The organism is Paraburkholderia hospita, from assembly GCF_002902965.1.
GTDB classification, from domain to species: domain Bacteria; phylum Pseudomonadota; class Gammaproteobacteria; order Burkholderiales; family Burkholderiaceae; genus Paraburkholderia; species Paraburkholderia hospita.
Genome location: NZ_CP026110.1, coordinates 1 through 18,722, shown reverse-complemented (window position 1 = coordinate 18,722; position 18,722 = coordinate 1). Strand labels below are relative to the sequence as shown.

Genomic DNA, 18,722 nt, shown 5'->3' with positions numbered 1-18,722 from the left:
TCCGCCTAGACCATACGGTTTCGGTATGTCTTTCCCTAGTTGCGAGACCGCAGGTGCTTGCTCACAATCGCCTTGTAACAGGCAGCGCAACGGGACGGAACATGGAAATAAGACAGTTGAAATACTTCGTCGCGGTCGCGGAGGCGGGAGGTTTCGGAACAGCGGCACAGAGGATGCACATATCGCAGCCACCGCTTACTCGTCAGATCCAGGCCTTGGAACGCGATATTGGGGCAAAGCTTTTCGAGCGGACGGCACGGGGCGTCGAACTCACCGCCGCCGGAAAGGTGTTTCTTGATGACGCGCGTCAGTTGCTCGCGCTTGTGCAGCGGTCTTCGCGGCGATCGCAAGCTGCCGCTAGAGGCGAATCGGGTGAGCTGAAGCTCGTCTACTTTGGGACTCCTGTCTTTGAGACGGTTCCGGCGTTCGTCAGAACGTTCCTCGCAACGTATCCCGACGCCACCGTCGCCGTGTCTCACATGACCAAGGAAGCTCAGCTCGAGTCTCTTCTTTCAGGGGTGGTGGACATCGGATTCGGGCGCTTCTATCCGGTGACCGAAGGCGTGTCGAGTTGGAACATTGGGACGGAGACGCTTCACGTCGCCGCTGCCGATCCGTGGGACACACGCGTTTCCCGTGCCCGTGCAGTTGTAGACCTACTCGATGTGCCCCTCATTCTTTATCCACGCGGCGACCGACCAAGTTTCGCCGACAAGGTAGTTTCCATATTTAGAACGGAAGGAGTGGAGCCAAAAATCGCAGCCGAGGTCGAAGATGTCAACGCGGCCCTCGGGCTCGTCGCGGCCGGCGCCGGCGTCACGCTGGTCCCGGCCTCGGTGGCCGCGATTCGGCGGCCCTTCGTCCGGACGATGGAGATGGCCGATGCGAGCGCCAAGGTGCCGGTCAGCCTGACTTACCTGACCGACTCTCGCGTACCCGTGCTTCGCGCATTTCTCGATGTCGCAAGACGCGGGAAAGGACAGAAATAGCGCGGCTGGCTACGTGTACGATTTCGTGTTCGAACGCGAACTCCGTCAAGCAACTCGACCATCCATCGCCGCCGTCAGGCGCCAGCGCGAAGACGACTACCATCGAGATAGATCACCCGCCGCGTGGCGCCCGCAACGGGCCTCCTCGAAGGCGAATGCAACCCCGCTCCCCTCAGCACGGCACATGGCCACCCAAGATCGAACCCAGGCGGCACGCAAGAAGACATCGGGCCCGGCCGCGGCCAAACCCGCCAGCGAATCGACGCTGTACGTGCAATCGGTCGAGAAGGCGATGAAGGTGCTGATGGCCTTCGACGGCTCCAAGCGCCAGCTTTCGCTGTCCGAGATCTGCACGCTCACGCAGCTCGACCTGAGCGCCGGGCAGCGCTTCACTTTCACGCTCACGGCGCTCGGCTACCTCAACAAGGAATCGGAAAGCCGCAAGTACGAGCTCTCGCCGCGGCTGCTCGACTTCACCTACCATTACCTGGCGTCGAGCGACGTGGTGAACCGCGCCACGCCCTTTCTGCAGCAGCTCAGCCAGATGACGGAGGAGGTCTGCAACCTCACCGTGCTCGACGGGCCGGACATCCTCATCGATCAGCGCGGCGACGGCACCGCGATCGTCACCATCGACCGCCCGCAGCGGCGCAATGCCTGCGACTTCGACGCCTGGACCGACCTGAAGGCCGCCTTCGAGCGCTTCGCGCAGGACCGCTCGGTCCGGCTCGTGGTGCTCACCGGCAGCGGCGGCCACTTCTGCGCCGGCGACGACATCGTCGCCTTCGCGGCGGCCAAGGCCGATCCCGCGCACGCCGAGGTCTACCGCCAGCGCATCCAGGAGGCCTATGCCGCGGTACAGAGCGCCCCGCTGCCGGTGATCGCGGCCATCAGCGGCGTCTGTGCCGGCGGCGGCTGCAGCCTGGCCATGTGCTGCGACTTCCGCGTGGCCGACGCGACGGCGCGCGTCGGCGTGCCGGTCGCGAAGCTGGGCCTGGTCTATCCGACCATCCAGCTGCAGCGCCTGGCCTGGCTGATCGGCGCTTCCAACGCGCGGCGCTGGCTCTACAGCGGCCAGATGTTCGGCATCGACGAGATCGGCCGCACCGGCTTCGCCGACGCGGTGGCCGAGGGCGATGTCGTCGAGGCGGCCTTGCGCTTCGGCGCACCGATGACCGCCGCCGCGCCCTTGTCGATCGCCGGTTCGAAGGCGCAGTTGAATGCGGTGCTCGCCGGCCAGGTCGCGCAACGGCGGGCCGAGCTCGACGCCATGGTGGCGCGGGCCGACGACAGCGAGGACTTCCGCGAAGCACGCGCGGCCTTCGCAGAGAAGCGCACGCCGCATTTCAAGGGCCGCTGAATCGCAGGCCCCGCCCGGGCCTCGCTGCTAGGCGACGTGCCGCCGAGGCGCCGACACGGCGAAGGCCGTGCTGCGCACCAGGTCGGCGAAGCGCTGCTCGTCGCGCGCCGGTTCCCAGCGTGCACGCGACACCGCGACGTTGATCGCGCCGATGCCGCGCCCGCGCGCATCGGTGATCGGCGCGGCCGTGGAGATGTCGGAGAGAAAGTACTCGTCCTCGGTGCGCACGAAGCCGCGCGCGTGCGCGACGGCCACGCGCTCCTTGATCTTGCGGCGGTCGACGATGGTCCTGGGCGTGTGCCTGACCAGCGTGCTGGCGTCGAGCAGCGCATCGACTTCGGCCTCGGGCAGCGTCGACAGCAGCGCCAGCCCCGGCGCGGTGCAGTAGGCCGGCAGGCGGGTACCGACGATCACGTTGGGATGCAGCACGTTGCGGCTCACGATGCGCTGCACGAAGACGATGTCCGGCCCGTCGAGCACGGTGAGGTTGCAGACCTCCTCCGTCATCTGGCTGAGCTGCTGCAGAAAGGGCGTGGCGCGGTTCACCACGTCGCTCGACGCCAGGTAATGGTAGGTGAAGTCGAGCAGCCGCGGCGAGAGCTCGTACTTGCGGCTTTCCGATTCCTTGTTGAGGTAGCCGAGCGCCGTGAGCGTGAAAGTGAAGCGCTGCCCGGCGCTCAGGTCGAGCTGCGTGAGCGTGCAGATCTCGGACAGCGAAAGCTGGCGCTTGGAGCCGTCGAAGGCCATCAGCACCTTCATCGCCTTCTCGACCGATTGCACGTACAGCGTCGATTCGCTGGCGGGTTTGGCCGCGGCCGGGCCCGATGTCTTCTTGCGTGCCGCCTGGGTTCGATCTTGGGTGGCCATGTGCCGTGCTGAGGGGAGCGGGGTTGCATTCGCCTTCGAGGAGGCCCGTTGCGGGCGCCACGCGGCGGGTGATCTATCTCGATGGTAGTCGTCTTCGCGCTGGCGCCTGACGGCGGCGATGGATGGTCGAGTTGCTTGACGGAGTTCGCGTTCGAACACGAAATCGTACACGTAGCCAGCCGCGCTATTTCTGTCCTTTCCCGCGTCTTGCGACATCGAGAAATGCGCGAAGCACGGGTACGCGAGAGTCGGTCAGGTAAGTCAGGCTGACCGGCACCTTGGCGCTCGCATCGGCCATCTCCATCGTCCGGACGAAGGGCCGCCGAATCGCGGCCACCGAGGCCGGGACCAGCGTGACGCCGGCGCCGGCCGCGACGAGCCCGAGGGCCGCGTTGACATCTTCGACAATCGCCGTCACGCGCGGCTCGACCCCGGCCCGGCGCATCAAGGCGATCACTTCGTCAGCGAAACTCGGCCTCCCCTCCTTGGGGAAAAGAACGAGGGACTCGCTCTTGAGCCGCAGCAGCGTCGGATCCTGTCTCAGCTGGCGCGCAATGCTCGAACCCGCTGCGATATACAGCCGTTCGTAGTGCAGGTGCTCCACCGTGATTCCAGGCTCCTGGGGGTAGAAGCGGCCGACACCGAGATGGATGGTGCCGGCACGCAGGGCCTCGATCTGCCGCACCTTGGGCATCAGGGCCAGAGACAGCGTCGCCCCCGGGACCGCCTGCGTGAACGCATGGAGCAATGCCGGGACGGTCTGGTAGATCGCCGTGCCGAGGTAGCCGATATCGAGTTGGCCGATCTCGCCCCGGCTGGCGGCGCGGGACCGGTCCACGGAAGTCCGACCCAGTTCGAGCATGCGCCGTGCATCTTCGAGAAACGCGGCCCCGGCGGGCGTGAGCTGCACGCCGCGCGCGCTGCGCTCGAACAACAACACGCCCAGATGCTGTTCGAGCGCGTGAATCTGTCGCGTGACCGGGGGCTGGGAAATATGCAGCCGCCGCGCGGCGGCACCGACGTTGCCCTCCTCCGCGGCAGCAACGAAATAGCGAAGCTGTCGAAACTCCATTCTTCACTCCTGGTGGCTGGCTCCGGCTGCCGGAGAGCCATACCGATCCCGTATCGCTCGCGCTGATGGAAGGTATTAGACCATATGGCCCGGCATTTCTAGACTACCGCCATGATAAAACTCGGCTGCTCTCTCGTCTGCTGGAACATCTTCAGGCGCGCTGAGCCGTCTTTTTGAAACAGTCTCTTAGAAAAGGAGCAAAAAAGTGAGCGTCGTCGCAAATCCCCTTCATCCTCTTTTCGCCGCAGGGGTCGAAGACATCGACCTTCGAGAGGCCTTGGGTTCGACCGAGGTCCGAGAGATCGAACGGCTAATGGACGAGAAGTCGGTGCTGGTGTTCCGGGGGCAGCCCCTGAGTCAGGATCAGCAGATCGCCTTCGCGCGCAATTTCGGGCCACTCGAAGGCGGTTTCATCAAGGTCAATCAAAGACCTTCGAGATTCAAGTACGCGGAGTTGGCGGACATCTCGAACGTCAGTCTCGACGGCAAGGTCGCGCAACGCGATGCGCGCGAGGTGGTCGGGAACTTCGCGAACCAGCTCTGGCACAGCGACAGCTCCTTTCAGCAACCTGCTGCCCGCTACTCGATGCTCTCCGCGGTGGTGGTTCCGCCGTCGGGCGGCGACACCGAGTTCTGCGACATGCGTGCGGCATACGACGCGCTGCCTCGGGACCTCCAATCCGAGTTGGAAGGGCTGCGTGCCGAGCACTACGCACTGAACTCCCGCTTCCTGCTCGGCGACACCGACTATTCGGAAGCGCAACGCAATGCCATGCCGCCGGTCAACTGGCCGCTGGTTCGAACCCACGCCGGCTCCGGGCGCAAGTTTCTCTTCATCGGCGCGCACGCGAGCCACGTCGAAGGCCTTCCGGTGGCCGAAGGCCGGATGCTGCTTGCGGAGCTTCTCGAGCACGCGACACAGCGGGAATTCGTGTACCGGCATCGCTGGAACGTGGGAGATCTGGTGATGTGGGACAACCGCTGCGTTCTTCACCGCGGACGCAGGTACGACATCTCGGCCAGGCGTGAGCTGCGCCGGGCGACCACCCTGGACGATGCCGTCGTCTAGCGCACGCCATGGCGCACGCCCTTTTCGCGAAGGCCCCACAAGATGTACGCAACCCTGATCAGCGGCAGCCGTAGCCTGGACGGCGACACCTTGGCGCAGCGCGTCCTTCGAGCGGCGGGCGGCCTGGCGGCATGGGGATTGAGGCCCGGTGATGTCGTCGCCATCCTCATGCGCAATGACTTTCCGGTGCTCGAAATGACGCTGGCCGCGAACCGCGCCGGCATCGTTGCGGTGCCTTTGAACTGGCATGCGAACCGGGACGAGATCGCCTTCATCCTCGAGGACTGCAAAGCGCGTGTGCTCGTCGCGCACACCGATCTGCTCAAGGGCGTTGCATCCGCGGTGCCCGAGGCCTGCAAGGTGCTGGAAGCCGCGTCGCCGCCCGAGATCCGGCAGGCCTATCGGCTGTCCGATGCGTCGTGCACGGCGAACCCGGGCACGGTCGACTATGAAGGCTGGCTCCAGGCATCGGAGCCTTCGACGGCCTTGCCGGTCGCGGCGCCGGCCAGTCTGCTCTATACCTCCGGCACGACGGGCCGCCCGAAGGGCGTGCAGCGCGCCAACGGCACGCCCGAGCTCGCGGCGAAGTTCGGCCTGAGGGTTCGTCTGGCGCACGGGCAAGAGATTCGGCCGATCCGGGCCGTGCTGACGGGGCCGCTCTACCACTCGGCACCCTATGTCTATGCGCTCAACAGCTTGCGCTTCGGCGAAGTCCTGGTGCTTCAGCCGCGCTTCGACGCGGATGATCTTCTCGACCTGGTCGAGCGCCATCGCCTGAGCCACATGCATGTGGTGCCCACGATGTTCAGCCGGCTGCTCGACCTCCCGCCGGCGCGCAGAGCCGCTTTCGATACGTCGACGCTGAGCGCCGTGACGCATGGGGCGGCCATGTGCCCGCGCGATGTCAAGCAGGCCATGATCGACTGGTGGGGCCCGGTCATCATCGAGTACTACGCCGGCACCGAGATCGGCGTGATCGCGACCTGCACGTCCGAGGAATGGCTGTCGCACCCAGGCACCGTCGGCAAGGCGCCCGAGGGCGTCCGCATCGCCATCGTCGATGACGAAGGACATCCGGTGCCCATCGGCGACAAGGGCGAGATCCTCGTTCACGCCGACGTTGCCGATCTGGTGACCTACCACAATCGGCCCGAGGCATTGACGGAGCTTCGACGCGGCGAGTGGATCACGCTCGGCGACGTCGGGCATCTGGATGCGGACGGCTTCCTGTGGATCAGCGATCGCAAGAAGGACATGGTGATCTCCGGCGGCGTGAACATACTTCCGGCGGAACTCGAAGAGGAAGCGATGAAGTTGCCGGAGGTGCGCGATTGCGTCGCTTTCGGCATCGCCGACCGGGACCTCGGCGAAGTCCTGGTCCTCGTGGTCGAGCCGCACGCCGGCGCGCGCGTCGACCTCGAAACGATGCGGGCCACGCTCAAGAACAGACTGGGAGGCCTGCGTTGCCCCAGGTTCTTGCTGAGCATGCCGGTGCTGCCGCGCGAAGACAGCGGCAAGATTGCGCGCCGCAAGCTCAAGCAGCAGTACATCGACAGCATCGCGCCATCGTCGGCGGCAGCGTAGGCCGGATGGCGGCATCCGACATCGTCATCGGCGGCTATGCCGAAACACCCGTTGTCTTCGGGTCGGGTCGAAGTGCCTACGACCTGGCGGCGGACGTCCTGGACGAGCTCGCACGCAAGTACGGCATCGCGCCCGCCGATATCGACGGGCTGGCGGTCACGGCCGCGCTGAGCGAGGGCAGCAATCCCTTCCATGCGGCCTTCATGTCGGACGCGCTGGGACTGGCGCTCGACTGGCTGGCGACCGGCACCACGGGCGGCTGCGCGATGTTGTCCGCCGTGGCCGCAACGGCTTCGGCGCTGCGCGACGGGCACTGCAAGGTGGCGCTCGTGCTGGGCGCCGACGCTCCCAGCACCCACTTTGCCGCCGAGTTCCGCGGCTACCACGACGAGTTCATCGCGCCGACCGGCATGACGCGCCCGCCCGGCTTCTTTGCGCTGCTGCACAACGCCTATGAACAGCGCTACGGTGCGCTCGATGCCGCGCTGGGGAAGATCGTGCTCACACAGCGCGGGCACGCGTTGGAGAACGAGCGCGCATGCGAAAAGCTGCGAAGACCGCTTGCCCTCGACGACTACCTGAAGTCGCGCAAGGTCTCCGATCCGCTGCGCCTGCTCGACAGCGTGATGTTCTGCGACGGCGCGAACGGCGTCCTGATGATGCGGGCCGAGACGGCGTCCGCGATGGGATTGTCCAAATGCGCGCGGCTGGCCGGCTACGCCGAACGCACGAACCACGATGTGCAGGAACAGCCGCCCGACCTGCTCGCGTCGGGCTTCGTCCAGGCCGGTCCGCGCGCGCTGCGCCAGGCCGGCCTGACCGTGCAGGAGATCGACATGCTGCAGCTGTACGACGACTTCACCATCGCCGTCCTGATGCAGCTGGAGCACATGGGGTTTTGCGGCCGGGGCGAGGGCGCCGCCTTCATCGAGAAGACCGATCTAAGATTCAGCGGCGGCTTGCCGCTGAACACGGGCGGGGGCCAACTCTCCGCGGGTCAACCAGGCTTGGCTGCCGGCGGACTGGGCCTGGTGGAGGCGGTGCGCCAGCTCTTCGGCGAAGGCGGCGCAACCCAGGTCGAAGATCCGCGCAATGCGCTGGTCACGGGCATCGGCGGCCTCGCCTATGGCCGGGCCTGGATGATGAGCAGCGCGCTCGTGCTGGACCGATGAGCGGTCTTCGAACTTCGACTGTGGCCATCGGCCACTACATGGACACCGCGGCGTTCTGGGCGGCCACGCGCGAGCGCCGGCTGCTGGTCCAGTTCTGCACGCAAACAGGACGGTGGCAGGCCTATCCGCGGCCTGGCAGCGTCTACACCGGGCGCCGTCGTCTGGCGTGGCGCGAGGTCAGCGGCGACGGGGTGTTGGCAAGCTGGACCGTCGATCGCATGAACACCCCTGCGGCGGCCGACGCCCCCCGCATGCACGCATGGATCGACCTGGTCGAAGGCGCGCGAATCCTCAGCTGGCTGGTCGACTGCGATCCCGCGCGATTGCGCGTGGGCCTGGCCGTTCGGGTCGCCTGGATCTCGCTCCCCGACGGATGGCAGTGGCCCGCCTTCACCATCGCCGCGCATTCAGGCGGGCCCAACGGAAAGGCACCCTAGCCTTGCAACACGCCTGGGGCCTTGATTTCTGGCGCACTCCGTTCCGCCATCGCCAGCCGCTGAAGCCAACGGCGTGCGGCGAGCGGCGCGTGATCCACCGCGATATCCATCATTCCGCCGCTGCTGGACGGCTCGATCCTGCGAATGACTTCCACGCCGTCGAGTGCCCAGTTTCTCTGCTGGTTCTCCATGAGCACCTTGTCTTCCATCACGGTCTTGCGGAACTGCTCGAACATGCCGACGGTCAGCGCCTCGTTGTCCGGCAGGAAGTCGCGATAGAGCGCGGAGAACTTGAAATGCGTGGTCGATGTGGAGGGGGTACAGGGCCCCGGCACCCGAAGCCGCTTGATCTGCGTCGGGTCGTTGTTGCCGACCGGTTCGACCTCGATCTCCAGCAGCATGTTGGCGCCGGGCCAGAAGCTGATGCGTTGGCTGTTCTTGACGAAGTCCCATCCGAACAGGTTCTTGAACGAGGGTCCGGTGGACGCCTTGTCCCAGTTGCGTGTCACCTGGACCTTGGCTTCGCTGACGTCGACGGTCGGGCGCGTGAGCGCCACTTCGGGCGTGCCGACGGTCTCTGGATGGGCGTAGGTCACATGCGACAGGTCCAGCACGTTCTCGATGTTGAACAAAAAGGGCGCCTCGACGAGCAGGGCTTCGGCGGGCCGCCCGACGTAGCGTCCGGAGCTGCAGATCTCCGCGTAGTCGGGCACCAGCGTTTCGTTTGCGAGCGCCGGATCGCCCGGCCAGATCCAGACGAATCCGTCGCGCTCGACCACCGGATAGGAGCGCACGCAGGCGCTCGGTGGGACGCGAGACTGACCGGGAATGCTCGTGCACGAACCGTCGCCGGCAAAGGTCAACCCGTGATAGCCGCACTGGACTTCGTCGCCGATCAGGCGCCCCAGGGAAAGCGAGACGCGACGGTGGCTGCAACGATCGGCCAGCGCGGCGACACTGCCGTCATTGCGACGGAAGAAGACGACGGGCTGTTCCAGCAGGGTTCTCGCCAGCAGCTGCCGCCCCACCTCGTGCTTCATCGCCCCGACGTACCAGAAATTCTTGGGATACATGGTCTAGTTCTCCTTCGTTTGCGGACCGTGCGCTGAGCGTAGGGCGAGCACCTTCCAGTGGCATCATGAATGTGATGACGAAGCGCGAAGAAACCCTTGATTCATCGCCCAAGCCGGTCAAGTCGGCATTCCGGGCGATCGAGATCCTCGAGTACTTCGCCGCGAGGCAGAAGGGCGCCACCATCACCGAGATTGCGGCGGCGCTGGACTATCCCCAATCCAGCACCTCGATGCTGGTTGGCAGCCTGGAGACGATGGGCTACCTCACGTTCTCCGAGAAAGACCACCTCTTCCGTCCCACGCTGCGCGTCATGCTGCTGGGCGCCTGGCAGCACGAGGCGTTCTTCGCGAAGAACAGTTTCGTGACCGACATGAAGGCCCTCGCGATGCGCACGAAGGCCGGCGTCATGGTCGGACTGCGCCAAGGCATTCACGTGCGCTTCATCCTGTCGCTGTTGCCGAGCTTGAAGACCAACGCGCTGTGGTTTCCGCCAGGCGTCCTGCGTCCAGTCTGCAGGTCGGCGGCCGGCAAGGTCTTGCTGGCGAACGAACGCGACGAGGACATCGAACGGATCGCCTCTGCCGCGAACGCGGAGGCGGCTGACGGTGTTCAAGTCAATATTCCGGCGCTGATTCGCGAAGCGCCCCAGACAACCCGTGGCTCGCGGCGCTGGCTTGGGTCAAGGGGGCCTTCGCCAAACAGCAGCGCCTGTCACAACGACCGCTCGCCGAATGTCCCGCGGCCACGCTGCCGAAGCGCCTGCGACCGTACCTGCTGATCTTCGGCGCTGATGGTCAGCCGACCGGTTTGCACGCCGATCGCTACGAATTCTGGTTGTACCGCCAGATCCGGAAGCGCTTCCAGTCGGGAGAGATCTATCTCGACGACAGTCTGCAACATCGTCACTTCTCCGACGAGCTTGTTTCGATGAACGAGAAGGCCGACGCGCTGGCGCAGATGGAGATCCCGTTCCTGCAGCAGCCAATCGATGCCCAACTCGATGCGTTAGCGGCCGAGTTGCATGCACAATGGCTGGCCTTCAACCGAGAGCTGAAACAGGGCAAGCTTACGCACCTGGAATACGACAAGGATACGCAGAAGCTGATTTGGCGCAAACCGAAAACCGAGAACCAGAAGGTGCGTGAGCAGGCATTCTACGAGCAACTGCCATTCTGCGATGTTGCCGACGTGTTCCGCTTCGTCAACGGCCAGTGCCAGTTCCTGTCGGCGCTGACGCCATTGCAGCCGCGCTACGCGAAGAAGGTAGCGGACGCCGATAGCCTGATGGCGGTTATCATCGCTCAGGCAATGAACCATGGCAACCATGTCATGGCGCGCACCAGCGACATTCCGTACCACGTTCTGGATAGCACCTACCAGCAGTATCTGCGTCAGGCGACGCTGCATGCGGCCAACGACTGCATCAGCAACGCCATCGCCGCGCTGCCGATCTTCCCGTACTACTCGTTCGATCTCGATGCGCTGTACAGCGCCGTCGATGGGCAGAAATTCGGCGTCGAGCGACCGACCGTGAAGGCGCGTTACTCGCGCAAATACTTCGGACGAGGCAAAGGCGTCGTCGCCTACACGCTGCTGTGCAATCATGTCCCGTTGAACGGCTACCTAATCGGCGCGCACGAGTACGAGGCGCATCACGTGTTCGACATCTGGTATCGCAACACGTCGGATATAGTGCCGACTGCGATCACCGGCGACATGCACAGCATCAACAAAGCCAACTTCGCTATCCTGTATTGGTTCGGGTTGCGCTTCGAGCCTCGCTTCACAAACCTCGATGACCAGTTGCAGGAATTGTATTGTATCGACGACCCGGCGCTGTACGAGAAATGCCTGATTCAGCCGATCGGACAAATCGATCGGCAGCTCATCACCAGTGAGAAGACAAATATCGATCAGATCGTCGCCACGCTGGGCCTCAAAGAGATCACGCAGGGCTCGCTGATCCGCAAACTATGTACGTACTCGCAGGAAAACCCGACACGTCGCGCGATTTTTGAGTTCGATAAGCTCATTCGTACCATCTACACGTTGCGTTACCTGCGCGACCCGCAGCTCGAGCGAAACGTGCATCGCTCCCAAAACCGCCTCGAGTCTTACCATCAGCTTCGTTCGACCATCGCCCAGGTCGGCGGCAAGAAGGAATTGACCGGCCGCACCGACATCGAAATCGAGATCAGCAACCAGTGCGCCCGGCTGATCGCCAACGTCATCATTTTTTACAACTCGGCGATTCTGTCGCATCTACTGACGAAATGGGAGGCCAGTGGCAACGCCAAGGCGCTGGCGCGGCTTACGCAGATATCACCGGCAGCCTGGCGGCATATCCTTTTGAACGGGCACTACACTTTTCAAAGCGACAACAAAATCGACCTGGACGCGCTCATTGCAGGGCTCGAATTGGAGTGATCGAATTTTCGGCGGTTCTGGCTTGGAATCCCTTATTCCTGTTACGGTGGAATACGATGCCACAACCAGGTAATCCTTTACCCCCAGCCGTGGTCAACACCTGGCGACTGAGCGTCGGCACGTCGCTGTTCGTGATCGATATCCTGGCCGACGGCAGCTGGCGACCGGCGTATATTGCGCCAAAGCGGCTGGGTGGCTGGACGATGGATGTGTTGCCGAACATGCCGCCGACGTTAGTCGATATCGCTCCCTCGGTACGCACCTGGGCGCGACAGTACGGCGCGAATGTAACGAACCGGCGCACGCCGGCGCGCCGGTTTCCCGCGCAAACCGCTTCTTCGAACAGGACGCCAGAATGAACATGCTGAAACGTCGTCTCGATGCGACAGACGAAAAGCTGCAGGAGCTGAAAACAGCCCGCAAAGCGGCAGCTAAGGCGCAGCGCCAGCAGGTCAAGCAAACGCGCGCGGATCGCGAGCGAAAGATCATGCTGGCCGGCGAGGCGTTGCTGCGGCGTGTCGATCGCGGCGAGTGGGATGAAGCCGATTTCCGCGCGATGATGGACGATTATCTGTCGCGGCCCGCCGATCGCGCGCTGTTCGAGCTCGACGATGTATAGCCTTTGATGTTCGACGTCGACGCACCGCACAGCCAGGTCGGCAAATGTTGATTTGATTCACGATGAAGGATGCCCGATGCTGCCAACGCTCCGCATGAACCGGAATTTTGTCGAGGCCTTGCTGGCCGAGCGCGCGCCCTGCTTTGCGATGGGACTCGTGGCCGAGGGCCAGACGCACTATGCTTGCCTGGCACTGCGGCCGGTGGATGACATTCCGAACGACGTAACACGCAGCGGTTTCAACTTTGGCCACTCGATACGCGGCACCGACGACTTCGAGGTCGTACACTTCGGCTTAGAGTTTTACGGCTACCGCATCTTCAATGCGCTGATCAATCCGAGCAACTTCATCGCCAGGACAATCCTGTCGCACATGGTCGACACGAAGGCGTTTTTCTTCTTCGCGGTCAACCCGTCAGGCGGTGTGACGGTGTTCAAGTCCGGCATCGGTGAATGCAGCCTGGACAGCATCGAGTCTAATCTCGAGCGGATACTGCGCTCGAGCACGTCCGATGCTCAGTACGACGCGGCGCTGACAACGTTCAGCGACCATCCAGATCCGGTCGGGCCGATGCTGCACTGGGTTTGCCGGGACTGCGAAGATTGTCTCGACCTGTCCCACAATGTAATCGAACTGGGCCCCGCGTAACGGTCCTGATGGTCCGTGTGACCGAGACCGTCATGTCACTCACCGGACGTCGCTCCAACATTCTTCGGCTGGAATAAGCCGATTAATGTTCACAATGTGGAACGACGGAATTTTCTGGGGTTCCGGCGTAGATCCCCTACTTGTCCGTTGCGCGGCGCAAGGTATTGAGGTCAAAATTCGGGTTCGCCTTACCCTGACACGCGTCTGCGAGGGCTCGCGCCTCAGCGGCCCACGGCGTTGCCCCCTCTTCCCCCGCCGCGTTGCGCAAGAAATGAGCTGCGTCTTGCCAGTCGCCGGCCGCAATGGCTTTCCATGCGAGCTGACAACGCTTCACTTGTGCGTCAGGCGCGTCGAGCAGCAGTTCGTAAGCCGTTTTCATATCGCCCCTCTCCATATTGTCTGAGCCACCTGCCAACCGTAGCGGGAGCGGTTAGTCAGTTGAACCGCCCGCCCTTGGCCACGGCTTCGGCCTTCAGTTTGGCGATGCGAGCTTCGGCTTCGGCCAGGTCGGGGCCGGCGAGGTCTTCGTCGAGAATCGAGTTCTCGATCATGGTCCATGCGTCGCACTGCGGGCACAATTGCTGATTCGTTCCCGCGATATCGCGCGTAAGTCGGCCGCACGAACGGCAATTGAACGTTGTGCTGTTCTTGCGAAAGTGGCGTTCAGCCATGTCTTCCTCCTGTAGCAGTAGTCGTTGATCAGGCGACATAGAGGAACGACAGCAGCGCGTCGAACCAAGGCGTCCCGTCCAGTTTGTCGTCGGTGCTGAACTCGACACCCTTGTCGCCAAGCGGGCGTGTACGCTTGGGCAGCTCGTATTCGCCGAATGCGCGACCACTCACCGTGTTGTAGAGGGCGGTCACGTAGACGCCGCCGTGCTCGAAGCCAAAGCGGATGTGATCGCTTCCCTCTTCGAGGTACTTGCGCGACTGACACGGAAAGCCCTCGCGATCGCAGGCGGCAATGAGTTCCTCGCCGGTAATGTGGCGCTTGAACTTCCTGATCTCGGTTTGCATGTGTTGCTCCTAGACGGTTGGGAGGTAGGCCGGGGACTGGTAGCCGCCAGTGGTTCCGGCCGGGATGCGGTGAGGCGTGGCCGTCACTGCATGGGATCTATTATAGTCTGCTTACGTACATACGTAAATACGTAATTGCGTAAATATTTGGCTGGGGGTTCGGCATGTCAGGCGGTCAAGGGGACGCCCGGAAGCCGCAGCGGAGCGCAGAGCTGGCCGCAGGCCAGGTCGAGCACCGAACGGGTGAGGACGACAGCGCAGCGGCCCTTGACGGGCTGGCGTGCCGGGATAGACCCTCCAGTCGAGGGTGTGGGGGAAAGGTTCATCTCCCCCGCACCCTTGACGACAGAGGGCGACTCGCTCCTTCCCGCAGGGCGGGAAGGCGGGGGATGGGTGGGTGTGGCCGCCGCCGGCGGCCCTGCCCCGCTCTGCTGCCCGTAGGTATGAAAAAGCCGCCCGTGGGCGGCCTTTACTGAATGTCCGGGTACATACGTAATTACGTACACCGCGCCTTCTCTACCCTCCACCGGATCGGCGGTTCATACGTGTCTGCATGGTCCGATTCCGCAGGCGAAACGGCTCCAATCATCGAGATGATCGACAGCGAGCCAAAGGCAATATTCTTCTCCACCCCGTTCGCCCTATTCGGTTCAAATTACGTATGTACATGCGTGCGTACATACGTAATTACTTCTTGTGTGTCCAATAGAACTCGAGTGCCTCGTCGATGATGTCGGATTCCGTGACCCGACGACCCTCTGCTTGCGTGCGGTGAAACGCATCCTCCTTCAGCTTCGTCTCGAAGGTCTTGCGGATACGAATGGTCTTGTTGGTCCGCTCGGGCACTGCCGGGACCGTAGCCGCGGCAGTGCCCGGCGCCGTCGATTGAGATTCGACCGCACCTTCGCTGCCGCCGCCACGGAATTCCTCTAGAGAAGGCTTTCTCTTCATGCTTTCACCTCTTGGTAGAACGCGACCATTTCGGCCACGGCTTGGCTATCCTTGCCAATTTCCTCAACCGTGCAGCCCTCGCTGGTAGCGCGGCGGAACGCCACGCGCTCACACACGCGGGCATTGAGCACGTCGAGTTTGTTTTCCTGCAGAAATTCGAGCATTTCCTTCCCGTCCTTGGTCCGGGGATCGATGCGCGTAAGCAGGATCTTCACGCGCAGCTCGGGGTTGTAATCCTTGGCCAAGTCGACGACCTCGAGTAGATCCGTCATCGCAGCCGCGTCGAAGCCGGACGCGCCGACCGGGACGATCGCCAAATCGGCCAGCAGCAGCGCATTGCGGAGCCCCGGCGCGTCGCGACCGCCGGCGTCCACGACCGTGTGTGCGAACCCCTTCGACAGTTGCTTGCCCTCATCGAAAATGGCCTTGCCGCGCAGGCATGTCGTCGTCGGCGACGGCTTGCCTTTCACCGCCTCGCTGTCACGTCGCCATGCCGCCCATGTTGCCGCCGTCTCCTGCGGGTCGCCGTCGATCAGTAGGGTAGGCTCCGAACTGGCGAGATGCGTCGCCAGGTGAACAGCCGTCGTCGTTTTGCCTACGCCACCCTTGGTATTCACAACCGCGTATTTCATGGGTTTCTCCTTATCCGTACATACATGCGTATGTAATTACGTAATTATGCCTTAATGGCAGTCCGAAAGCAAACTGAAGCCGTTGATATGCACCTGGTCCGGCGGTCGGCCGACCTTCGCAGCAATCTCATGCTTCGCCTGAGCAAGCAGCAACAACTCGACGGTGTTCTCGTCGGCGCCGTCTCCTATAGCGAGTCGAACGGTATGCGCCTTTTCGTCGAACGATTGCGGGGTCCGATAGAAAACCCGGTATTCGCGTTCCATGACTCCCTCGTGCGAGCTACATAATGCCGTATTTACATACGTAAGTACGGCATTATCGGGTTAGTCTTCCTGCGAGATCTCGCGGGTAGGGAGGCGATTCAGCAGCTTCTTGGCGTGCTGAACTTCCATCCAGTTGCCCGCCGTCGGCGTCGAGCGCTCAAAGACAGTCATGACCATCTCGAGCGCATCGGCCAACTCGTGCGCAAAATCAGCGGCCTCGGCCATCTTCTTGAACTGCTCGACGGCCATCGACCGCCCTTCGGCCGTCCCCTCGGCATAGCCAGCGAGGAGAACGGGCAGCACACTGGCCCACGACATTTTCAGGTCAACGGTCAGCATCGCATGCCTCCCTCGTTTGGACTTCAGCGATACGCTTCTTGAGCCGGCGGATGTCGGCGTTGTTGTTGCGCAGAGCGGATTGAGGGAAGCCGACGCGCCCGGCGAAATCCTTGGTCTTGAGCTCGCCAATGTGTTCCTCGGAGAACCCCAGCGCCCGCAAGGCGTTGTCATCGCCCTTGCGCAGGGCAGTGTTCGCGGCGCGCATCATTTTCTGCGAAGCCTTGAGCCGCTCGATCTCGGCCTCCAGCTTCTCGATCGCGTCCGATTCGGACGGTCGCATCGGTTGCTTCATGGTCATGCTCCTAGACGGATGGTCGTCGGCAAAACCCGGTAGCCGCCGGGCGTTCGCCGGTGCCGCCGACATCGGCAGCACCAACCTAGTATAGCGTACATACATACATACGTAAATACGTAATTGCGTATTAACGTCGTGAGCCTCTTCCGTGGTTTTTCCCGCCGCATGAGCACTCGCAGCGCATGATCCGGCCCGTCGCGTTGAGGCAGCGAGCGTCACATTCATGCCGGCTAGGGTTCGATTTGTACTCGATCACCCGCTCGACCGGCAGCACTTGGTCACGTGCGTCGGCGGGAGATCCGACCCACATGTGATAGCCGTCGTACCGGCGGCCGACCACGCCAGGAAACCGCAGCGCGAATTCAGTGTTCGACATGCTCGTAACGGCCACAAGCTGGCGATCGCCGTGGAAATACTTCATATTTGCCATCGAGATCTCCGCGCAGGAAAGGGTATAGCTATGTTGCCATACGTACGTACATACGTAAATACGTAATCGCGTAAATATTTGGCATGGCAGACGGTCAAGGGGACGCCCGGAAGCCGCAGCGGAGCGCAGAGCTGGCCGCAGGCCAGGTCGAGCACCGAACGGGTGAGGACGGCAGCGCAGCGGCCCTTGACGGGCTGGCGTGCCGGGATAGACGCTTCAGGAAAGGGTGGGGGGGAAGGGTTCTCTCCCCCGCACCCTTGACGACAGAGGGCGACTCGCTCCCTTCCCGCAGGGCGGGAAGGGCGGGGGGATGGGTGCATTACCACATACTTACGTATGTACGTACACTAAGCCGAAAGGTCGGCGATATACGACACTTAGGAAGATAGGCAAAAGGCTCGAAAAAGCCTTCCGTGCCGTCGAATTGTTGATGTAGGCGGGAGGGTAGAGCAGCGGCCACGGGCCGGAACGTCCCGATTACAGCACGCTGGAACAACAGTCACTGCGGGCACCGACAGCGCGTGTCGGCGAAGTACGACCCCGTTCCGTTAGTCGTCGGCCATTAGGTTGCCCTGCCGCTCGAGCTGCTCAAACCAAGTGAACCCGTCGATACGCTGCAGCTCCTTCGTCAACGCCCTGCTGTCGCGCGAGTAGAACACGATCCGGTGGGGCTTCTTGCTGCTGTCCAGCGCGACACGGTAATCGGGCAGGGCATCGCGCTTGATGATGTCTCGGACGTCGGCCCGGAAATGTCGCAGCGACTGGATCGAGCCGCTTTTCTGCCGCATGATCTCGATGTCGCATTTCCAGATGGCCTTGTCGCCGGCGTGCTTGCGAGCCAGCTCGTACAGCCGACGCTCGAGCGGTTGCGACAACAGAAAGTAGCGGCGGTCGATGGTCAGCACCTCGTAGTGCAGGAATGCCTTGTACAGCCATTCCGCGACGATGACGACGACCTCGAGGACACCCTTCCCGTTCTTGGTCCGCCGAGTAATGGTGTAGTCCTCGATCCAGCCAAACCCTCTCGTCTCCTCTTCGCCGCCTGTCGCGATGTTCGTCTCGATCGTCGTACCTTTCAGACGACGTAGCATGTCGAGCATGTTGTCATAGGCTTTGCCGCCCGGATCTCGCTCGGTGCCGGTCAGAAACGCATAGGTATCGATCTTCACCGTGCGAGAAATCGGCAATCCCGCTTGTCGGGCTTCAATGATCTGTGAGCCCATATAGAGCAGCAAATCCTTGTCGAAGACAGTGGCGGCGCCCAGCACGGACGGAATTACCTTGACGCGCTTCTGAGTCGACGGGCTGACGTATTCGCGCACGGTCGTGTCGCGTCGTTTCGACAGGGAGAATAGCGGGAACTCCATGCTGGCCAGGTCGTCCTTGACCGGCCACTCAAGCATGTTCGCCGCAAATAGCTCCGTCTGCGTGTACGGTTTGTGTTGCCCCCTGACGGGTACTGGTGTTGCTGCCAT

The 18,722-nt window shown here is 62.9% G+C and carries 21 protein-coding genes and 3 pseudogenes; 12 read left to right on the top strand and 12 right to left on the bottom strand.

Going from position 1 to position 18,722, the window contains the following annotated elements; genetic code table 11:
- Positions 1-116 precede the first annotated feature (116 nt).
- From C2L64_RS52615 to C2L64_RS52610, 3 genes and pseudogenes are all read left to right on the top strand, one after another.
- Positions 117-989 carry a LysR family transcriptional regulator gene (locus C2L64_RS52615; protein ID WP_232355764.1) on the top strand — a complete coding sequence of 291 codons (873 nt, stop codon included), beginning with the start codon at positions 117-119 and terminating at the stop codon, positions 987-989.
- Positions 958-1,584 (top strand): annotated as a pseudogene (locus C2L64_RS55785) (helix-turn-helix domain-containing protein); the annotation flags it as partial. The gene C2L64_RS52615 and the pseudogene C2L64_RS55785, both read left to right, overlap by 32 nt.
- Positions 1,561-2,349 (top strand): enoyl-CoA hydratase/isomerase family protein, encoded by a 789-nt coding sequence (locus tag C2L64_RS52610; RefSeq protein ID WP_227978825.1) that lies wholly within the window; start codon positions 1,561-1,563, stop codon positions 2,347-2,349. The pseudogene C2L64_RS55785 and the gene C2L64_RS52610, both read left to right, overlap by 24 nt.
- A 27-nt stretch (positions 2,350-2,376) precedes the next feature.
- On the opposite strand, the gene C2L64_RS52605 is transcribed toward C2L64_RS52610, so the two are convergent.
- Positions 2,377-3,216, bottom strand: a complete 840-nt coding sequence (locus C2L64_RS52605; RefSeq protein WP_011178397.1) for an IclR family transcriptional regulator — start codon at positions 3,214-3,216, stop codon at positions 2,377-2,379.
- Positions 3,217-3,400: 184 nt separating this feature from the next.
- Complete coding sequence (locus C2L64_RS52600) at positions 3,401-4,288, bottom strand: LysR substrate-binding domain-containing protein (RefSeq protein WP_011178398.1); 888 nt, start codon at positions 4,286-4,288, stop codon at positions 3,401-3,403.
- A gap of 205 nt (positions 4,289-4,493) precedes the next feature.
- Between C2L64_RS52600 and tfdA the strand changes: the two genes are divergently transcribed.
- Genes tfdA through C2L64_RS52580 form a run of 4 tightly spaced genes read left to right on the top strand, consistent with a single transcriptional unit; the run spans position 4,494 to position 8,550 of the window.
- Positions 4,494-5,357 (top strand): alpha-ketoglutarate-dependent 2,4-dichlorophenoxyacetate dioxygenase, encoded by an 864-nt coding sequence (tfdA, locus tag C2L64_RS52595; RefSeq protein WP_011178399.1) that lies wholly within the window; start codon positions 4,494-4,496, stop codon positions 5,355-5,357.
- 42 nt (positions 5,358-5,399) lie between these two features.
- Positions 5,400-6,941 carry an acyl-CoA synthetase gene (locus tag C2L64_RS52590; protein ID WP_011178400.1) on the top strand — a complete coding sequence of 514 codons (1,542 nt, stop codon included), beginning with the start codon at positions 5,400-5,402 and terminating at the stop codon, positions 6,939-6,941.
- 5 nt (positions 6,942-6,946) lie between these two features.
- Positions 6,947-8,113, top strand: coding sequence for a thiolase family protein (locus C2L64_RS52585; RefSeq protein ID WP_011178401.1), 1,167 nt, complete (start codon positions 6,947-6,949; stop codon positions 8,111-8,113).
- Positions 8,114-8,133: 20 nt separating this feature from the next.
- A complete protein-coding gene (locus C2L64_RS52580) occupies positions 8,134-8,550 on the top strand; it encodes a Zn-ribbon domain-containing OB-fold protein (RefSeq protein WP_049796618.1) in 417 nt (138 codons plus the stop codon).
- Here the strand turns inward: C2L64_RS52580 and C2L64_RS52575 are convergent.
- Positions 8,547-9,623 (bottom strand): aromatic ring-hydroxylating dioxygenase subunit alpha, encoded by a 1,077-nt coding sequence (locus C2L64_RS52575; RefSeq protein ID WP_011178402.1) that lies wholly within the window; start codon positions 9,621-9,623, stop codon positions 8,547-8,549. The two genes, C2L64_RS52580 and C2L64_RS52575, sit on opposite strands and share 4 nt — an antisense overlap.
- Positions 9,624-9,688: 65 nt before the next feature.
- Here C2L64_RS52575 and C2L64_RS55780 point away from each other — a divergent pair.
- The 5 genes and pseudogenes from C2L64_RS55780 to C2L64_RS52555 all read left to right on the top strand — a co-directional run.
- Positions 9,689-9,880, top strand: a pseudogene (locus C2L64_RS55780) (helix-turn-helix domain-containing protein); the annotation flags it as partial.
- Positions 9,881-10,257: 377 nt separating this feature from the next.
- A pseudogene (locus C2L64_RS52565) lies at positions 10,258-12,051 on the top strand (Tn3 family transposase); the annotation flags it as partial.
- Positions 12,048-12,410, top strand: coding sequence for a hypothetical protein (locus C2L64_RS54005; protein ID WP_156903410.1), 363 nt, complete (start codon positions 12,048-12,050; stop codon positions 12,408-12,410). The pseudogene C2L64_RS52565 and the gene C2L64_RS54005, both read left to right, overlap by 4 nt.
- Positions 12,407-12,670 (top strand): hypothetical protein, encoded by a 264-nt coding sequence (locus tag C2L64_RS54000; protein WP_007180432.1) that lies wholly within the window; start codon positions 12,407-12,409, stop codon positions 12,668-12,670. Before C2L64_RS54005 ends, C2L64_RS54000 begins: the two co-directional genes overlap by 4 nt.
- A 76-nt stretch (positions 12,671-12,746) precedes the next feature.
- Positions 12,747-13,319 carry a hypothetical protein gene (locus tag C2L64_RS52555; protein ID WP_007180433.1) on the top strand — a complete coding sequence of 191 codons (573 nt, stop codon included), beginning with the start codon at positions 12,747-12,749 and terminating at the stop codon, positions 13,317-13,319.
- A gap of 136 nt (positions 13,320-13,455) precedes the next feature.
- Here the strand turns inward: C2L64_RS52555 and C2L64_RS52550 are convergent, their stop codons facing one another.
- The 9 genes from C2L64_RS52550 to C2L64_RS52500 form a co-directional block, all read right to left on the bottom strand.
- A complete protein-coding gene (locus tag C2L64_RS52550) occupies positions 13,456-13,698 on the bottom strand; it encodes a hypothetical protein (protein ID WP_090839385.1) in 243 nt (80 codons plus the stop codon).
- 55 nt (positions 13,699-13,753) lie between these two features.
- Positions 13,754-13,990, bottom strand: a complete 237-nt coding sequence (locus C2L64_RS52545) for a hypothetical protein (protein WP_007183086.1) — start codon at positions 13,988-13,990, stop codon at positions 13,754-13,756.
- 28 nt (positions 13,991-14,018) lie between these two features.
- Complete coding sequence (locus tag C2L64_RS52540) at positions 14,019-14,336, bottom strand: hypothetical protein (protein WP_028229650.1); 318 nt, start codon at positions 14,334-14,336, stop codon at positions 14,019-14,021.
- A 687-nt stretch (positions 14,337-15,023) separates the two neighbouring features.
- Entirely contained in the window at positions 15,024-15,287 is a 264-nt protein-coding gene (locus tag C2L64_RS52535) for a hypothetical protein (RefSeq protein ID WP_090839329.1), read from the bottom strand.
- On the bottom strand, positions 15,284-15,919 hold the full coding sequence (locus C2L64_RS52530; RefSeq protein WP_007183090.1) for a ParA family protein: 636 nt from the start codon (positions 15,917-15,919) through the stop codon (positions 15,284-15,286). Before C2L64_RS52530 ends, C2L64_RS52535 begins: the two co-directional genes overlap by 4 nt.
- Before the next feature lie 51 nt (positions 15,920-15,970).
- Entirely contained in the window at positions 15,971-16,183 is a 213-nt protein-coding gene (locus C2L64_RS52525) for a hypothetical protein (protein ID WP_007183091.1), read from the bottom strand.
- Positions 16,184-16,243: 60 nt separating this feature from the next.
- The gene (locus tag C2L64_RS52520; RefSeq protein ID WP_007183092.1) at positions 16,244-16,522 is read right to left on the bottom strand and encodes a hypothetical protein; all 279 of its coding nucleotides are present in this window, start codon (positions 16,520-16,522) and stop codon (positions 16,244-16,246) included.
- Positions 16,509-16,814, bottom strand: a complete 306-nt coding sequence (locus tag C2L64_RS52515) for a hypothetical protein (RefSeq protein ID WP_051059081.1) — start codon at positions 16,812-16,814, stop codon at positions 16,509-16,511. The genes C2L64_RS52520 and C2L64_RS52515 overlap by 14 nt, the downstream gene beginning before the upstream one ends.
- Before the next feature lie 981 nt (positions 16,815-17,795).
- Positions 17,796-18,722 (bottom strand): replication initiator protein A, encoded by a 927-nt coding sequence (locus C2L64_RS52500; RefSeq protein ID WP_007183094.1) that lies wholly within the window; start codon positions 18,720-18,722, stop codon positions 17,796-17,798.